Here is a 16,192-nt window from a genome sequence, read left to right on the forward strand (position 1 = left end):
TATAAAATCAATTACGAAAAGTGGATTTCAATTATTGTTTGAAACGATATTTTAAAATATTTGCTTTGCTTCCCTTCCCTTCGTTTGAAATAAACATGGTTCCATCGGGTGCAAAGCAAATCCCCTCAGGCTGTCGGAATATTTTACGCTTTAACTTCACGATTGCTTGAATATTTCCCTTAGGATTAAGCACCACCAAAAGCTTACCCACAGAACCTACAACATACAAATTCTTTGTAATAGGATGAACTGCTACAGCTGATGGCTGAAAAGTAATATCTCCCTGCGAAGGGTTAATGTTTTCCATTAATCTTACCGAAAATCTCGAATAAGCATCAAATTCCAGTATTTTTCGAATTTGATCTTGGTCAATCAGATACTTTGGTTCTTTCGACAATTCATTTTTATCTATCGAGAATTCATAGATCGCTCTCTTTCCTCTGTATTTATTGGAATGTGCAGGATTTCCTTTACAGGCTACCAACAATGAATTTGTTGAAGGATCATAACCCAAACCTTCGGCATCATTACCAGCATTCAAATGAGTAGTTCGCTTTACCGAATGAATGTTTTTATCCTTTAAGTGATCAACCTTAAAAATTCTCCCATCCGATCTTAAGACGTATACCAATGAATCTACCATTTCAAGCCCTTCGTAATCCCCGGGTTTATCGAATTCATATTTTTTGGTGACCTCTTTCTTCTTGTGATTGAATTTATAGATAATTCCTTTTTCATCGTTCACACACAAAAGAGAATGTTCCGTAAAATAACTTAAGGCTGATATTTCCCTCAAATGATCTTTTAGTTCATATTTCTTATCTGGTTCATAAATGTCATAAGGAAACTTTTCATAACTTTCCGATAAATAAATCATTTTCTGATCTTTCTTTTGGGCGCATGCCTCAAGAAAAAACACAAGGGCAAACAAGCAAATTATTGTGTGAAATATTTTTGTCATACGAAAGATCTAACTTTTAATAATTGGAATCATAAAATTAACAAATAAGCCTCAAATACCAATAAAAAAAGGGCAATTGAAGCATTTATATTCATCTAACAAAAAGATTTCATGTTTAATGATTATATTTATTCAGTCAAAAAACATATCTCAAGAACTGAAAAATTCAAATTATGAATATGATCCAGGAGGCTGAAAAATACATCACTAAGCTAATTGAAGATGCAATTAAACCCATATACACTTATCACAATTTGGAGCATACCCAGAATGTAGTTAAGCATTCTATTAAAATTAGTGAAGGATTAGAATTTAGCGAGGAGCAAAAAGAAATTCTCATTTTAGCAGCATGGTTTCATGATTCGGGATATTATGAAGATCATTCAAATCATGAGGAACTAAGTGCGCGTAATGCGAGAGTTTTTTTAGAAGCTCGTAATTACCCTGAAGAAAAAATTGATCAGGTCACTCAAGCCATTCTTCACACAAAAATACCTCATCCTCCGTGCGACAACCCGGTTTGCAATGCACTATGTGATGCTGATTTGTATCATTTGGCTTCGAAGAGTTACATGAAAAGCTCTGAGCAATTGCGTGAAGAGAAACAAGCCTTATACAAACGTGAAATTCCTCCAAAAGAGTATTGGGAAGGTACTTTGGTATTCTTGCAAAACCACAAATACAAAACCAAGTATGGTAAAAAGCTTTTTGCCAAAAAGAAGGAACTGAACTACCAAAAAGTAGTTGCTAAAATCAAGGGATATCACGAGAAAGAACTGAGAAAACTAAATGAGAAAGTTGAGAAATTAGAAAGTCAGAACATAAAACTGAAAATGCCTCAAAGAGGTATTGAAACTATGTTTAAGGTGACTGCCAGAAACCAAATTAACCTTAGTTCGATTGCCGACAGCAAGGCCAACTTAATGATCTCCGTTAACTCCATCATCATATCGGCAATCTTCTTTATTTTTAAGAATATAATGGATGTTCCTCATTTCATTATTCCTTGTATTATTTTGCTGATTGTTTGTTTGGTTACCATCACCTATTCGGTTATGGCAACACGTCCTATTGTTACCGATGGTAAATTCTCGGAGGAAGATGTAAAAAAGAAAAGAGTAAACCTTCTTTTCTTCGGAAATTTCCACGACATGGATTTGGGAATTTATTCAAAAGCCTTAAAAGGAATGATGACTGATTACGATGAATTGTATGACAGTTTGATTAAAGATCAGTACTACTTGGGGAAAGTGTTGGGTAAAAAGTATCGCTTTTTAAGAATTTCCTATACCATTTTCATGTACGGGTTAATATTATCTGTGGCTGCCTTTATTTTGGCTGCAATATATCAGCCATTAATGTGGTAAATAACTGAACAAAGCCTAAATTTGCAGCCCAATTAACAAGCGCAGTTTAATATGAATTTATTTTACACTCCAGATATAAAAGATCAGTATTATCAACTTGATGAAGTTGAGTCGAAGCATTGTGTTCGTGTTTTAAGGTTGAAAGAAGAAGATGAAATTCATTTGATTGATGGAAAAGGAACACTATTCACGGCTAAAATAATCGACGCACATCCCAAACGATGTACTGTTGAATGTATTGAAAAGAAAGAAGAGTTTGGCAAGTTGGATTATGAGCTACACTTGGCTTTGGCTCCAACCAAAAATATCGACAGAACCGAATGGTTTCTTGAAAAATGTACAGAAATTGGTACAAGTGAGTTTACGCCACTTTTGAGCTCTCACTCGGAACGTAAGGTGGTAAAACACGATAGGCTTTTTAAAGTAATTACCTCTGCTGTGAAACAATCTTTAAAAGCATATCATCCAAAACTAAACAACTTGACCAAATTTGCTGATTTGGTAACTTCTGATTTCGAGGGTGATAAATTCATAGCTCATTGTAATCCTGGAGAAAAAACTCACCTTAAACAATTATGCAAGCCCAAAGCAAAATGTTTGGTATTAATTGGTCCTGAAGGCGATTTTAGTCCCGAAGAAGTTGAATTGGCCAAGGCAAATGGATTTCAGGAAATATCCCTTGGCGAAAGTCGCTTGAGAACCGAAACAGCAGGAGTTGTTGCTTGCAATATCGTAAGTCTTGCAAACTATTAAAATGAGAATTCAACACTACATACTCCTTACATTCCTCATACTTTTGAGCTTTAGCGGTCGATCGCAAAATACAACGGTACGTATTGGTTTGCTAAAGTATAATGGAGGTGGTGATTGGTATGCAAACCCGGGCTCATTGCCAAACCTTATTCAGTTTTGCAACAAAAATCAAATTGCAAACATTCAGGCAGAACCTATAACTGTTGAAGTGGGTAGCCCGGAAATATTTTCTTTGCCTTTTATCCATTTAACGGGACATGGTAACATTGTACTAAGCAATCAGGAAGTTATTAATCTTAGAAAATATTTAATGGCCGGTGGATTCTTACATGTTGATGACAATTACGGATTGAATGCTTATTTCAGAAGAGAAATAAAAAAAGTGTTCCCAAACGAAGATCTGGTTGAACTGCCATTTTCTCATCCTATATATCATCAGGTCTATAAATTCCCAACCGGACTTCCTAAGATCCACGAACATGATGGAAAATCACCACAGGGTTTTGGACTTTTTTACAAAGGAAGATTGGTTTGCTTCTATACCTACGAAACGGATTTAGGAGATGGATGGGAAGATACTTCAGTTCATAATGATACCAAAGAAAAACATTTACAAGCCTTAAAAATGGGTGCTAACATCATCTCTTTTGCTTTCAGTAATTAGATTTATTCTTAATTACCTAATTCTCCATCACTTCTACCTTAATACTTCATACACATTTTGAATTTTCATTAACAAAATGATAACTTATAGTGATTTTATACAAATCAAGAGTTGAAAAGTTTTTTGAACCTTGCATAAAGTAAGATATAAACGAAATGTATTGGGTTCGAAGGGCATTGGGAGGTCAAACTATTTATATGCAGAAAACTTTTAGAAATCCCGAAAGCTTTGGGATTGCTTACGTTCTCAGCAATGGAGAAAGTAAGAGCTTTCAGGCTTAAGGAAACAATATATCCAAAAGGATTTTTCTCTCCTTGATTTGAATGATTTTAAATTTGATATCAATCACTAAAGTTTATTGCTATGAAAAATAATAATTCTTGTAGAGGGATAATAGGCATCTTAACAGGTGGCGGTGATGTTCCCGGATTGAATCCTGCAATTCGTGCCGTTACCATTAGAGCATTAAGAGAAGGTTATAAAGTAATCGGTATTAGAAAAGGCTGGAGAGGTCTGATTGATATCGTAAGAGATGAAAAGGCGGACAATAGTGAAAACTTTGAAGTTTTAACCGAAGAGTTGGTAAACAAAGTAGGTCGTACAGGAGGTACATTTCTGCATACTTCAAGAGTAAATCCATCTAAAACATCCAGAGAAAGAGTTCCTACACACCTGAAAGACAAATATGATCAGGATGTAAATGACTTGACGGAAGAAGTTCTTGCCAATCTTGATTTCTTAAATATAGATTATTTGATTCCGATTGGAGGTGATGATACCTTAAGTTACGGAGTTCGTCTATACCAGGAAGGTTTTAAAGTAATTGCCATTCCTAAAACCATGGATAATGATGTTCCTGGAACCGATTATTGTATTGGATTTAGTACATGCATTACCCGAACAATATCACTCACTCACAGTTTAAGAACATCGGCTGGTTCGCACGAACGCTTATTGGTACTTGAAGTATTTGGTCGCTATGCCGGATTTACAGCTATTCTGCCCACTTTGGCCGGTGCAGCCAACCGTTGTGTTATTCCTGAACACAATTTTGATATTGAACGCCTAACAGAGTTAATGATTCAGGATCGATTTTCAAACCCAAGCAGATACTCGGTTGTGCTGATTTCGGAAGGAGCAGCTTTTACTGGCGAAGAAATGATTTTCCAGGATCATGTAATGGATGACTATGGTCACAAAAAACTCGGTGGTATTGGCGATCAAGTATCCGAACAAATGAAGATTCTATCTCCTAAGTTCAATAATTCCAAACCTATTAATGTTATCAATCAAAAGCTAGGCTATATGGTACGATGTGGTGATCCGGATGCAATTGATTCAATTGTTCCGATGGCCTTTGGTAATTTGGCATTGGATTTAATTATTAAAGGAATTCACGGACGTTTAATCACTTTGCGTAACGGAAGATACGACAATGCACCTATTGACATCGTCACCAGCTCGAAAAAATTGGTAGATGTTGATCGATATTACAATATAGAAAGATTAAGACCAAAGTATAATAGTTTTGAACTTCAGCCATTGTTTTTAATGACAGGTTTGTAATTCCACATAATTTTGTAAATTTGGGAAGCCTTTCAACATTGTGTTGAAAGGTTTCTACTTTCACAACCATTCCCATTTTAATTTATTATTTATTTAAACTTAACTCTTATGTTAGAATTTAACATTTTAGGTATTTCTGTATTGGAATGGATTGGATACGCTGCATCTGTTCTTGTACTGGTATCATTAAGCATGACATCGATTATAAAACTTCGATGGTACAATTTGGCAGGAGCTATTCTCTTCTCGACTTATGGATTTTTAATCGGCTCCTTACCTGTAGGAATCATGAACTTTTTAATTGTGTGTGCCAATATTTACAATCTGAAAAAGATGTATGGACAAAAAGAAGATTTTAAAGTAATTGAGATAAAAGATAACGATGAATTGCTAATACACCTTTTAGACTACTACAAAAAAGACATTAGTAATTTCTTTCCAAATTTTGAAAAGAAAGAGAAGCAGTTGGGAATTTTTGTATTGAGAAATATGGCTGTGGCAGGAATTTTTATCGGTACACAAGAAGATAACGAATTAAAAATAGACTTGGATTACGCTCTTCCTCAATACAGAGATTTTAAAGTTGGCGATTATTTGTACAAAAGCTTAAAACAAAGCTTAAGCGATCACAATATCAAATCGGTATACTGTTATTCTACACAAATGCTGAAATACATGGAAAAAATGGGATTTGAAGCTGACAAAAAGGATAACAAATCCATCATGAAAAAGAATTTAAACTAATTCAGAAAACTCCTCAATTGCTTGAGGAGTTTCTTTTACACACTTTCTGGGACAGTGTCAGGATTTACTCACAAATATGCTTCTCGTTCAAATTTAACAATTGAATTTGCAAGTAAATTAGATATAAAAAAAAGAGCAAACTTACGTTTGCTCTATATTCTATTCAATGCAATCATTACAATTACTTAATCTCTAAAAGCATAAATGGAGCAATACCAGTTTCATATTCTTTAATCAAAGTACCTTCAGTATCGTAAGTCACAAACTTACCATTTGATGTAGTACTTGACGAAGTAAATACACATACTTTGTTATCGTAGAATCCTACTCCATTTATTCCCGAAATGCCTTCAACTAAATTTGTAGCTGCAAAACTTTTAGACTCTGTATTAAGTACTGCAATAGCACCAGATATATTGTAACTAGCATCATAAGCTGAAGTCATTACATATAGCTTTGAAAAATCATTATTGAAGGACATAATGTTTACATAGCTGGAACTGATACCTTCTAATTTCAATAACTCATATTCATTTGTAGTTGTATTAATATAAGCTAAGCCTGTTTCAGTTGAAGGAGATGAATAACTGCTAACTTGAGAAGCGTAAAGGTTATTATTATCGTCTTTTATTAAATAACTCGATACAGCTTGAGTTTCTATATAGCTGATATCTTCTGTATCTAAATCAATAACTGCAATGTTCTTTTTATAATTTAAGGCAGCATATAACTTACCATCAACTATAGCTAGACCTTCAGGTCCACCTTCTAAAGCAATTTTCTTAACAACTTTTTTAGTATCTAAATCTACCTTTGCAATGTAAGAAAGTGTAATGTCAGTCCAAATATCTCCTCCCCAACATGATACATAAAGGTAATTTCCATCTGCTACACAATAACGTGGTTTGATAATGTCATCTTCCAGTCCATTTGCTGTTTGCTTCCATGATTTATTATCTATCCAAAAAACCTGATCTGCATTGTTCCCCATCATGTATACATTGCCATCGTAATTGTATGCATATTGCACATTAGAAATCATTGAAACAGTATTTACGGTTTCGTAATGATCGTTGGTTATAATATCACTTTCTTTATCGTAAACCGAAATACTCGATTTAGCTCCGTTAAAAGCACCATAATTAACTACATAACAAGTACCTACACCAGGATCATTATCACTATCACTTGAGCTACATGAAGCAAATAAAGTAGCAGCAATAGCTAACATTGTTAAAAATTTGAACTTGATTTTCATTTCTAGTTTATTTTAGTTGATATTATAAGTTAAGCTTAGTCTATAATTAACACCTGGCATCGCATATCCATATGTAGACTGATAATCAGCATCAAGGATATTATTAACCAGACCTTTTATTTTGATTCTATTTTTGTCATTCAATTTAAACTGGTGACCTACCGAAAAATTTAGAAGGAAATAAGATGACAGAATGTTTTTATCCTCTTCGTTGGTAAATTGTTTATCGGTATACTTACAATCTATCGAAAAATTGGTGTTTTTATAACGAACTGTTGAGTAGACATTACCGCTATGTAATGGAACATATTCCATTTGGCGCCCGATTGCACTTGAATTAGTCTGTGATTTTTTACGTTCTGTCGAGGTATAAGTATAATTTAATCCTGAACTTGCCTTTAATCCCCAAAGTGAGTAATTCAAGTGTGTCATTAATTCCAACCCTTTACTTTCTACTTCCTGAACATTCTTAGGATACCAACCATTATCATTCACCCACAGTATCCAATCATCAATATTTAAATAAAAAGCATTCAATTGAAAGTGCCCAAAAATCTCTTTGTTTGAATAATTCCACTTAAAACCCAACTCATAATTCATTCCTTTCTCTGGATTCAGATCAGGATTCCCCTGATCACCCCAAAAACGATCATTAAAGGTAGGTACACGATAACTTTTAGCGATATTTCCATTTATACTTAGTGCATGAATTTCTTTTGAAAACAGAAGGTACTTAAAGCCCAGGCTTGGTGTAAACGGAACACTGTAATCAGTTACCAAACCTTGACGCAAATTAATTGTTGCCGTTAGTTTACGATTAATTTTGTGATAATAAGAGGCATAAAAATCAACTCTATCTTCATAATCAAGATCACTGGAATAAGTGTAAACTGTAGGATAAATTCTACTAGCTTTTGCTCCGATCTTATAACTTATTTTTTTATTTAGCTCATGTTCAATTGATGCCTCTCCAATTATTCGTTGAGTTTGAATAGTATCATCTGTATGATCATTATGAATACCATTGTCATACACATAGCCTCCACTAATCTCATACTTAATGGCTCTTTTATGGTTTTTATAAGATGTCCACAATCTGATATGCTTGTCTTCATATGGTTCTTTAAAATCAGGTTTCGTAAGATTAGTTTGCATGTTTTGCTGAATCAAATGCCAATCTTTCTCTAACCAAAGATTAAATAGGAGTGTTTCCTGATCGGAAAATTTATAATTGAATTCTTGAATTAAACCTTTGTTTTCAACATTTGCATTTCGCTGTTTATCCTTTTGCTGAAAAATGCCATTTTCAAAATCACGTACCTCGGTGTTCGTGAATTTAAAATCGTTGTCTTTTTTATAATAATAGGCACGAGTCACCGATTCAAACTTTCCATTTCCTAAAAATATTTTTGCACCATACAACTCTTCACCAAAAGAACCATGAGATATTCTAGCCTCTGCTTTAACCCCTTTTGTCCAATTGTTTTTTAGCCCCAGATGAATAGCTCCTCCAATACTTCCTGAACCATTAACAGTACTGGCACTACCAAATTGAACACCTACCTCATCGAACAAGTACATCGGCACATTACTCATATTCGACTGTCCAAGTGTTAAAGAATTAAGGTTAATTCCTCCAAAATTGACACTGGTATGATCAGGAGAAGTACCTCGTAAGCGTATAGTTGATAATGTACCAGCCGTTGATTTTAAAGTGATAGGCAAAGTTCTTGACAATAACTGCTCTAAACTTCCATCGCGGTGAGCATCAAATTGCAAAACGGGAATGGTTTCGATTTTTGCCCCTGATTGGTATTTCTTTAGCTTCCCATAGCTCACAACTTCATTCAACAGAATGGTATCAAATACCGTTACAATTTTCTTTTTATTTGTATAAACAGAAGTACTATCACTTGAACTAAGATAACCATCGGTATAATTTGAATAAGCCGGACTTAAAGCAAAAAACAACAGGATATATACAAATACTCTTCTCATTATCATCTATATAATGAAGAAAACATTGGGATAACAACAGTTTGAGCTACTAAAACCTATCGTTTTCCAAACACCTTCTCCGAATGTTTTGAAAAATTGTATGCAGATTGGCAGGTCTTCTGGCTTGCTCAACTTTTATCAACCTTCCCATCCCTATTAGGAACAGTGGTATCGCAGTATAAAAGCTTTTTATTTGAGCTTACAGCTACGGGAACAGCTCCGGACTTGAACCGGATTCCCTTTTCATCTCAATTTGTTAAGAAACAAATGTACGAGAACCAAATGCGTTGCAAATGTATGAAAAAAGACCAATAAATCCACTATTCACAAACTATTTTAAAACACACTGTCTATCAGTCATTAACAAAACATTCACTTATACTAAAAAGGGAATCTATTAAGATAGATTCCCCTTGTTTTGTCGTAAATGTTATATCTTAAAACTGATATGAGAATTTTGCCATAAATGCTCTTCCTGGCATATTATATCCATCTTTCTCGGTATAGTTTTCATCTAATAAATTTGAAATTGAAAATCCAACAGTATAGTTCTCGTTAAAAGAATAGCTGGCTGAATAATCAAACACATAAGAAACCGGGTGACGCAACAATTCATCATTAACTAGATCTGGTCGCACCTCTTTTTCATTATATACAATTGGTTCCTTCGTAATGTTTGGCCAATTGGAATAATCCGCAAGGTACATGTAGTTATTCTCGTATCTGTGACCAATATATCTTCCATTCAATCTTGTCGAAAATCCTTTTAAGTTATCGAATTCAATACCAAATGAAGCTGTGTTATCACGCACGTATCTCATTTCTCCTTCCAACTGATTGTCTTCTGCATCCTTATATTTTACTGTAGCATCAATCAAGTGAGTATAATTTAAATACAATCTCAAAGAATAATCATAGTCTTTTAATGCACCAAAATCGTAGGAAGTGCTTAATTCCAATCCATTCATATCTGCACTTTGTGCATTTATATAGGTTGTACTGTAATCAGGCAAATAACTTCTGATGATTTTATCTTTGTGATCCGTTTTGAAGTAGGTAAAATCGAAATTAATGCCTTTTCTATAGCTATTATAAGATAATCCAAAATCTATTGTTTTAGATGTTTCAGGATTCAAATCCGGGTTTCCTACTGTGGTTGATGTACCTCGAGTGTATTTTCCCGCAACTTGATATGCTTTCGGAGCTAAAAAAGCATCTCCATAGCTAATATGAGCAGATAAACCTTTCAGCATCTCATATTTAACTCCAATATTGCTTGTTAGTTCCCAATAGTCTTCACTACTTTTATCATTTCCTAACAAATCATCAGCTTCCAATTTAAACTTGATATGATCTCCTCTTGCTCCAAGCATCAAATTCAACTTGTCGTTTAGTAATTTGAATTGTAGCTGGGTATAAACTCCTGTAGCAATGTTTTTATAATCTGGCTGGTAAGGAGCTTCAACATTTCCGCTGGTATCGAAGTTGGTACTTTCGTATTTTTCAGTTTTATTATCCAAACCTAATGCAAGATTGTGTTTTCCTATTTGGTAGGAATCTGTCAATTGAAAACCGTAATTTTTATACACGCTTTCAAAATCACCGTATCCATCAGAACCAACATCAATCGTTTTATTCTCCTCGTTTGAATAGAATGGAGAGAACTTGATGCTATGATTTTTGTTTTTACCCACTACATCAAAACCAGTTGTAAAACGTTCGATATCTTTAGAGTCCATTCCTTCGGTATGCCAGAAGTTACCAGGAGTTTCGATATCATCACCTCTGTAGTATCCTCCGTTCAGGTTAATCTTCCAATCTTCTGCTAGTTTAATTCCCAATCGAGTATTCAAATTGTAGGTAGTGAATTTCGTATTCTCCATTCTTTCTCCATAAGTACTTTCATCGAGAATCGATTTTGCATACTTCTCGTCATACAAGTTACGATTACCGGTTTTGTAATCTTTCCCTTGATTGTTGAATGCAAATCCCAGGTCAAAATCCATCCTTTCAGAAACAGCTCCTCCTAATCCTAAGTTTAACTTTGAGGTGTTAAAGCTTCCATACTCAGTATCAAATCTTCCACTTAACTCTCCTGTGCTATTTTTGGTTACAATATTCACAACCCCAGCCATAGCTGCCGATCCATATTGGGCAGAAAAAGGACCTTTCAATATTTCTACTCGTTCTACATTCTGCAAGTTAATACTTGCAATATTTTCAGTACCAGCTGGTTTTCCATCCACTAAAATCACAGTATACTTTACACTTGGCGAAGGAGTAAAACCACGCATACTAACCGTTGCCTGTACACCTGGATATTGCAAAATATCAATCGATGCTGATCTTTTTAACAAGCCTGCCACATCAACGGCTGGTGATGCTTCAATGGTTCTTTGAGTAATCACCTCAATTTTTTGCGGTAAATCCTTAAGTTTGGCATTCACTCTGGAAGCATTAATTTCAACTTCCTCTAAATTCAAATGCTTTACAACCTTTTTGTCATCAGTTGAATTTGGCACTTCATCAGCTTTTACAGCAGCGTTAAATAATGACAGCAATGCAAAAGCAGTTAAAAACGTTCTTTTCATGTCTTTAAAGAATAAAATGAAAATAAGATTAACTAATGCAATGCAGACAGGGAGCTTAAAAGAAATTTCACAACATACCGTAAAGGACCAGTTTTGGCAGAAAAATCCTTATTTAGTTATTTATTACTTTTTCATTCGCTTGCTCTTTTTCCCGAAAGCAATGACTTAAATGTTTGCAGTGGCAGGTCTTCTGACTTGTTCTACTTTTTGAGGCCTTCCCATCCCTATGTATCGGGACAGTGGCAAGGAGTATTTCAAAAAGCTGTATTAGAACTTACAGCTACGGGTATAGTTCCGGATTTTCACCGGATTCCCTTTTCATTTCTACTTCTGATAATAGAGAAGTAAAAAACCAAATGCAGCGCAAATGTATACAAATTTTCGCTACAACTTTCTTAAAAAGATCGTTTATTCAACATCTTTTTCAAGCTCAATTAATTCGTGTGTAAAGTTTCTTTTAGGCAGGTAATTAACTCCTGAATACTGTTACAACATGTAACGCTTCCATTCTGGTGGATTTCCCATTTCATAGTATCTTCCAGTAATTTCACGCAACAGTCTCCCACTTGCTCACAGGTAACCTGGTATCCTTCACGAGACAAAGCACGCTGTGTCCAAAATCCCATTACATCATTACCCAAAAGTTGAATGGTTTGTTTTTTCTGGTAATTCATGATAAAATTACCGGTCTTTCTATCGAAATTGAAAGATTTATTCTGGAAGGTATCTTCAATACTGCCATTCAATACCAAATCTTCAGGAGCACCTACCTTTACGGGTTGATTTCTTGCCATCAACCAGATTAAATCGGCTGCTTGTAAAGCCAAATCCAACTCATGAGTAGACATCAAAATGGCTTTATTGGTTTCTCTTGCCAAACGATGTAAGAGACGCATAATTTCAACACGGTTCGGCAGATCGAGATGCGCTGTAGGTTCATCCAACATGATTAACGGCGTATCTTGTGCCAAAGCCTTTGCTATCATTACTCGCTGACGTTCACCATCACTCAATTGATTGATGTAGTGATTCGCGTAATGCAGTAATCCAACCTGCTCGAGAGCCCATTTTATTTTTTCATTATCAGCATCAGATAATTTCCCCATCCAGGAAGTATACGGATGACGCCCCAAAGAAACTATGTGATATACGGTAAGATTACCAACATTAATCCTTTCCGTAAGAACGATACTTAAGAGCTGTGCAATTTCTTTAAAGTTTCTATCTCGAATTGGAATGCCCTCAACCAACGTACAACCATCTAATGGAGATTGTATACCGGCAATGGTTCTCATCAAAGTAGATTTACCTGCTCCATTAGGGCCAAGCAAACAAACCATTTCACCTTTACGAATCGTTAGATTGATATCAGACAGCAAACACAAAGTATCTTTCTTCGATTGTTTGTAACCAATTGCAAGATCTTTGGTAACCAATATATTTTGATGCTCTCTCTCCTCTTTCATAGTTCCATTATCCACCAAAGGATGCTTTTACATTTCTACTCCTCATAATTACCCAAATCACTACTGGTCCACCAAATAAGGCTGTTACAGAATTAATAGGCAATGTATTTTGATTCCCTGGCAATTGAGAAAATATATCACAAATTAACATGATTGCTGCACCAATGAGAACCACAGCTGGCATTAACACTTTATGACTTGCTGTTCTAAAAATAGATCGTGCAATATGCGGAACTGCAACCCCCACAAAAGCAATTGGTCCAGTAAATGCCGTTAATGTTCCTGCGATTAAAGCCGTGCTAATGATTACAGCGATTCTGGTTTTATTTACTGATATTCCTACTCCTCGGGCATAGTTTTCTCCCAACAGTAGTGCATCCATAGGTTTTATCAGGAAAAATGCCAAAACTAAACCTGTAAATACAATTGGCCCCATTACCTGCATCTCTGTCCATGTTACACCAGCCAAAGAACCAAATGTCCAAACAATGAAACTCTGTATTTGTTCGGGTTCACTAAAGTATTGTAATATATTTACGATTGCCCCGGTAATACTACCAAACATGATTCCTATAATCAATAAAGAGACACTATCGGATATACGAATTGAGGCTAACGCTACCAGCAAAAACACTAGGGACGCACCTGCAACGGCCGCCACCACCAAAGCCCAGTTTCCTAGCAAAGCAGAAACTGCTCCGAAAAAGGCTGGAACAATTGCCGAGGCCATTACCATTAAAGCAACACCTAAGCTAGCTCCCGAACTAATTCCCAAAACAAAAGGTCCTGCTAAAGGATTTCTAAACAATGTTTGCATCATTAATCCTGTTACCGATAATCCAGCTCCAACCAAAATGGCTGTTAAAGCTTTGGGTAATCTAAAATTAAGCACAATATAATTCCATGAAGTTTTCACCTCGCTGCCCGACAATATTGCAAACACCTTCTCAAAAGGAATATTTACCGATCCGAAAATTAGATCAAGCAGCAATAAAGCAATGATAATAAGGCCTAAACCCCCAAATAAAATAGATACAATTTTACCTTTTTGAGAAATCATAGTTCTGTTAATTCAATTTCTGATAAAAATGCAATTCATAATCCGGTAACAATTCCGGATGTAAAATTTTAATAATATCCTTAAATACCACATCAGGCTGCATTACTCCAGATTCAAACCAATCATTGGCACCACTCTCTTTCATTCTTTTGGTGTAACAAAATACCTGCTTTGTTTTGTACGACTTAAACAAAGTATACCTATCATCCAGATTTTCCAGGTCTTTTATGGTACGGCATTGCCCCGGACCAAACCAAATATCGGCATCATGTTGTTTGTCGAACACCGTTTCAAAACTTAAAGGCATGCTTCCGCTTGTACTATCCGAAAACCAGCAATAATCGGCCTTTCCATCCCTAAGGAATTGAGCCAAATATGATTGTCCTCCTGGCATGTACCAAGTGCCTTTGAAGTTATATCCTGAAAGAATTGTTGGCTTATTTTTAACGGTAGCTACAATTGATTTTAAATCATTGTATCTTTTTTCAACCTCATCGAAATGCTGCTCGGCCTCTGCTTCTTTATTAAAAAAGGCCGCAATAAACTTGGCCCATTCGGCACGAGCCAAAGGCGAAGATTCCATCCATTCTATATTATAGGCAACAGGTAATCCTGCTTGCATCAACTTGGTTTCTCTATCGGTAATCTTCATAAAACCAGCCACCATTACCAAATCCGGATCGATTTCAACAATCTTTTCAAAATTCAGTGTTTCAGAATGACCTACTGCCTGAATTTCACCAGACTTAGCTCTCTTGTCAATTTCCTCATCGTAAATCCTATTCGGTAAAGAAACAGCTACAATTTTATCCTCAACGCCTAAAAATTTTAAAATTCCGATTTGAGTATTCGAAAGTGCACCAATACTTTTAACGGGAACATCTACCAGCAAACCATCATCAGGAAGTTTTCCTTTAAATTGATCTCCCCTGTTTTTAAGGTAATACTTCTGAAAAACCTTTCCTTCATTCCAAGGGTCCCAAACAATTAACTCCTTTAAGTTATTATCCAGAATGTTGATTTCGAATCCTTTTGCATACTTCAGTTTTGTGTGATGATAAAAAGCCTTATCAGCAACGCCAGTTTCTGAATTTTGTGAAGTCTGCTTTTTTTGCTCTCCTGATTGACATGCAACAAAACCTAAAACAGTCAGAAGCAACAAGTTTAGGCCGATCGTTTTTAATAAGTTCATTTCTTCCACAAATTATTGTGGGGAAGGATGATAAGAAAATACAATTCTCAAAATTATACTCTCGTTACTCAGTTCCCCGAAGTCACGAAATAGTTTCATTAATTAGGCAGGTATTCCGACTTAACTATCTTAGGAAAGTATTACGGCTGCGGGGACAGCTTTGGATTTTCACCAAATTCCCTTTTCATTCTTGAAACAAGAAACCCAATTGCTGCAAAGCTATGCAATATTTTGGAAATAAAAATACCTTACAAAACAATAGAATACTACTACAATCCACAAAAACTTTTAAGATAAAATGAGAATCGCCAACAGAAATGAAAGCTTTTCGTTATTTTATTATTGTGTAAAATTGTGGAATAAAAACTACTCAGCAGTGCTTGAATTGACTTTGGAATTTCACAACTATTCTACTTTTTCACGATTCAAACTTTTCAAGACTTTCAGAAAAACATTCATGATTAAAGGGAAAACACCAACAAAAATGAAAGTTACGGTACTCTGTACCTAAGTAGACTCTTAGATGATCAAACTATAAATCTTACGCAGCTCTGCTGCTTTTCTGATGAATT

The 16,192-nt window shown here is 35.2% G+C and carries 12 protein-coding genes and 3 riboswitches; of the genes, 5 read left to right on the forward strand and 7 right to left on the reverse strand.

Annotated elements, in window-relative coordinates; all coding sequences use genetic code 11:
* Positions 1-31 precede the first annotated feature (31 nt).
* The gene (locus tag NQ163_RS10385; protein ID WP_268190269.1) at positions 32-961 is read right to left on the reverse strand and encodes an SdiA-regulated domain-containing protein; all 930 of its coding nucleotides are present in this window, start codon (positions 959-961) and stop codon (positions 32-34) included.
* A 173-nt stretch (positions 962-1,134) separates the two neighbouring features.
* Here NQ163_RS10385 and NQ163_RS10390 point away from each other — a divergent pair, with 173 nt between their 5' ends.
* The 5 genes from NQ163_RS10390 (at position 1,135) to NQ163_RS10410 (ending at position 6,055) form a co-directional block, all read left to right on the forward strand.
* Complete coding sequence (locus NQ163_RS10390; protein ID WP_268190270.1) at positions 1,135-2,328, forward strand: Pycsar system effector family protein; 1,194 nt, start codon at positions 1,135-1,137, stop codon at positions 2,326-2,328.
* A gap of 51 nt (positions 2,329-2,379) precedes the next feature.
* Positions 2,380-3,081, forward strand: a complete 702-nt coding sequence (locus tag NQ163_RS10395) for a 16S rRNA (uracil(1498)-N(3))-methyltransferase (RefSeq protein ID WP_268190271.1) — start codon at positions 2,380-2,382, stop codon at positions 3,079-3,081.
* 1 nt (position 3,082) lies between these two features.
* Positions 3,083-3,745 carry a DUF4159 domain-containing protein gene (locus NQ163_RS10400; RefSeq protein ID WP_268190272.1) on the forward strand — a complete coding sequence of 221 codons (663 nt, stop codon included), beginning with the start codon at positions 3,083-3,085 and terminating at the stop codon, positions 3,743-3,745.
* Positions 3,746-4,108: 363 nt separating this feature from the next.
* Positions 4,109-5,311, forward strand: a complete 1,203-nt coding sequence (locus tag NQ163_RS10405; RefSeq protein WP_268190273.1) for a 6-phosphofructokinase — start codon at positions 4,109-4,111, stop codon at positions 5,309-5,311.
* A 108-nt stretch (positions 5,312-5,419) separates the two neighbouring features.
* Complete coding sequence (locus tag NQ163_RS10410; RefSeq protein WP_268190274.1) at positions 5,420-6,055, forward strand: hypothetical protein; 636 nt, start codon at positions 5,420-5,422, stop codon at positions 6,053-6,055.
* A gap of 181 nt (positions 6,056-6,236) precedes the next feature.
* Here NQ163_RS10410 and NQ163_RS10415 read toward each other — a convergent pair whose 3' ends face one another.
* The 6 genes from NQ163_RS10415 to NQ163_RS10440 form a co-directional block, all read right to left on the reverse strand.
* A complete protein-coding gene (locus NQ163_RS10415; protein ID WP_268190275.1) occupies positions 6,237-7,313 on the reverse strand; it encodes a hypothetical protein in 1,077 nt (358 codons plus the stop codon).
* A 12-nt stretch (positions 7,314-7,325) separates the two neighbouring features.
* Positions 7,326-9,311 (reverse strand): TonB-dependent receptor, encoded by a 1,986-nt coding sequence (locus NQ163_RS10420; protein ID WP_268190276.1) that lies wholly within the window; start codon positions 9,309-9,311, stop codon positions 7,326-7,328.
* Positions 9,312-9,403: 92 nt separating this feature from the next.
* A riboswitch (cobalamin riboswitch) is annotated at positions 9,404-9,609 on the reverse strand.
* 139 nt (positions 9,610-9,748) lie between these two features.
* Positions 9,749-11,902, reverse strand: coding sequence for a TonB-dependent receptor plug domain-containing protein (locus tag NQ163_RS10425; RefSeq protein WP_268190277.1), 2,154 nt, complete (start codon positions 11,900-11,902; stop codon positions 9,749-9,751).
* A 163-nt stretch (positions 11,903-12,065) separates the two neighbouring features.
* Positions 12,066-12,274: riboswitch (cobalamin riboswitch) on the reverse strand.
* Positions 12,275-12,336: 62 nt separating this feature from the next.
* The gene (locus NQ163_RS10430) at positions 12,337-13,383 is read right to left on the reverse strand and encodes an ABC transporter ATP-binding protein (protein WP_268190278.1); all 1,047 of its coding nucleotides are present in this window, start codon (positions 13,381-13,383) and stop codon (positions 12,337-12,339) included.
* On the reverse strand, positions 13,376-14,428 hold the full coding sequence (locus NQ163_RS10435; RefSeq protein ID WP_120240064.1) for an iron ABC transporter permease: 1,053 nt from the start codon (positions 14,426-14,428) through the stop codon (positions 13,376-13,378). The genes NQ163_RS10430 and NQ163_RS10435 overlap by 8 nt, the downstream gene beginning before the upstream one ends.
* A 7-nt stretch (positions 14,429-14,435) precedes the next feature.
* Positions 14,436-15,620 carry an ABC transporter substrate-binding protein gene (locus NQ163_RS10440; protein ID WP_268190279.1) on the reverse strand — a complete coding sequence of 395 codons (1,185 nt, stop codon included), beginning with the start codon at positions 15,618-15,620 and terminating at the stop codon, positions 14,436-14,438.
* 88 nt (positions 15,621-15,708) lie between these two features.
* Positions 15,709-15,843, reverse strand: a riboswitch (cobalamin riboswitch).
* Positions 15,844-16,192: the final 349 nt, after the last annotated feature.

This window comes from Marinifilum sp. D737, from assembly GCF_026672275.1.
GTDB lineage: Bacteria > Bacteroidota > Bacteroidia > Bacteroidales > Marinifilaceae > Marinifilum.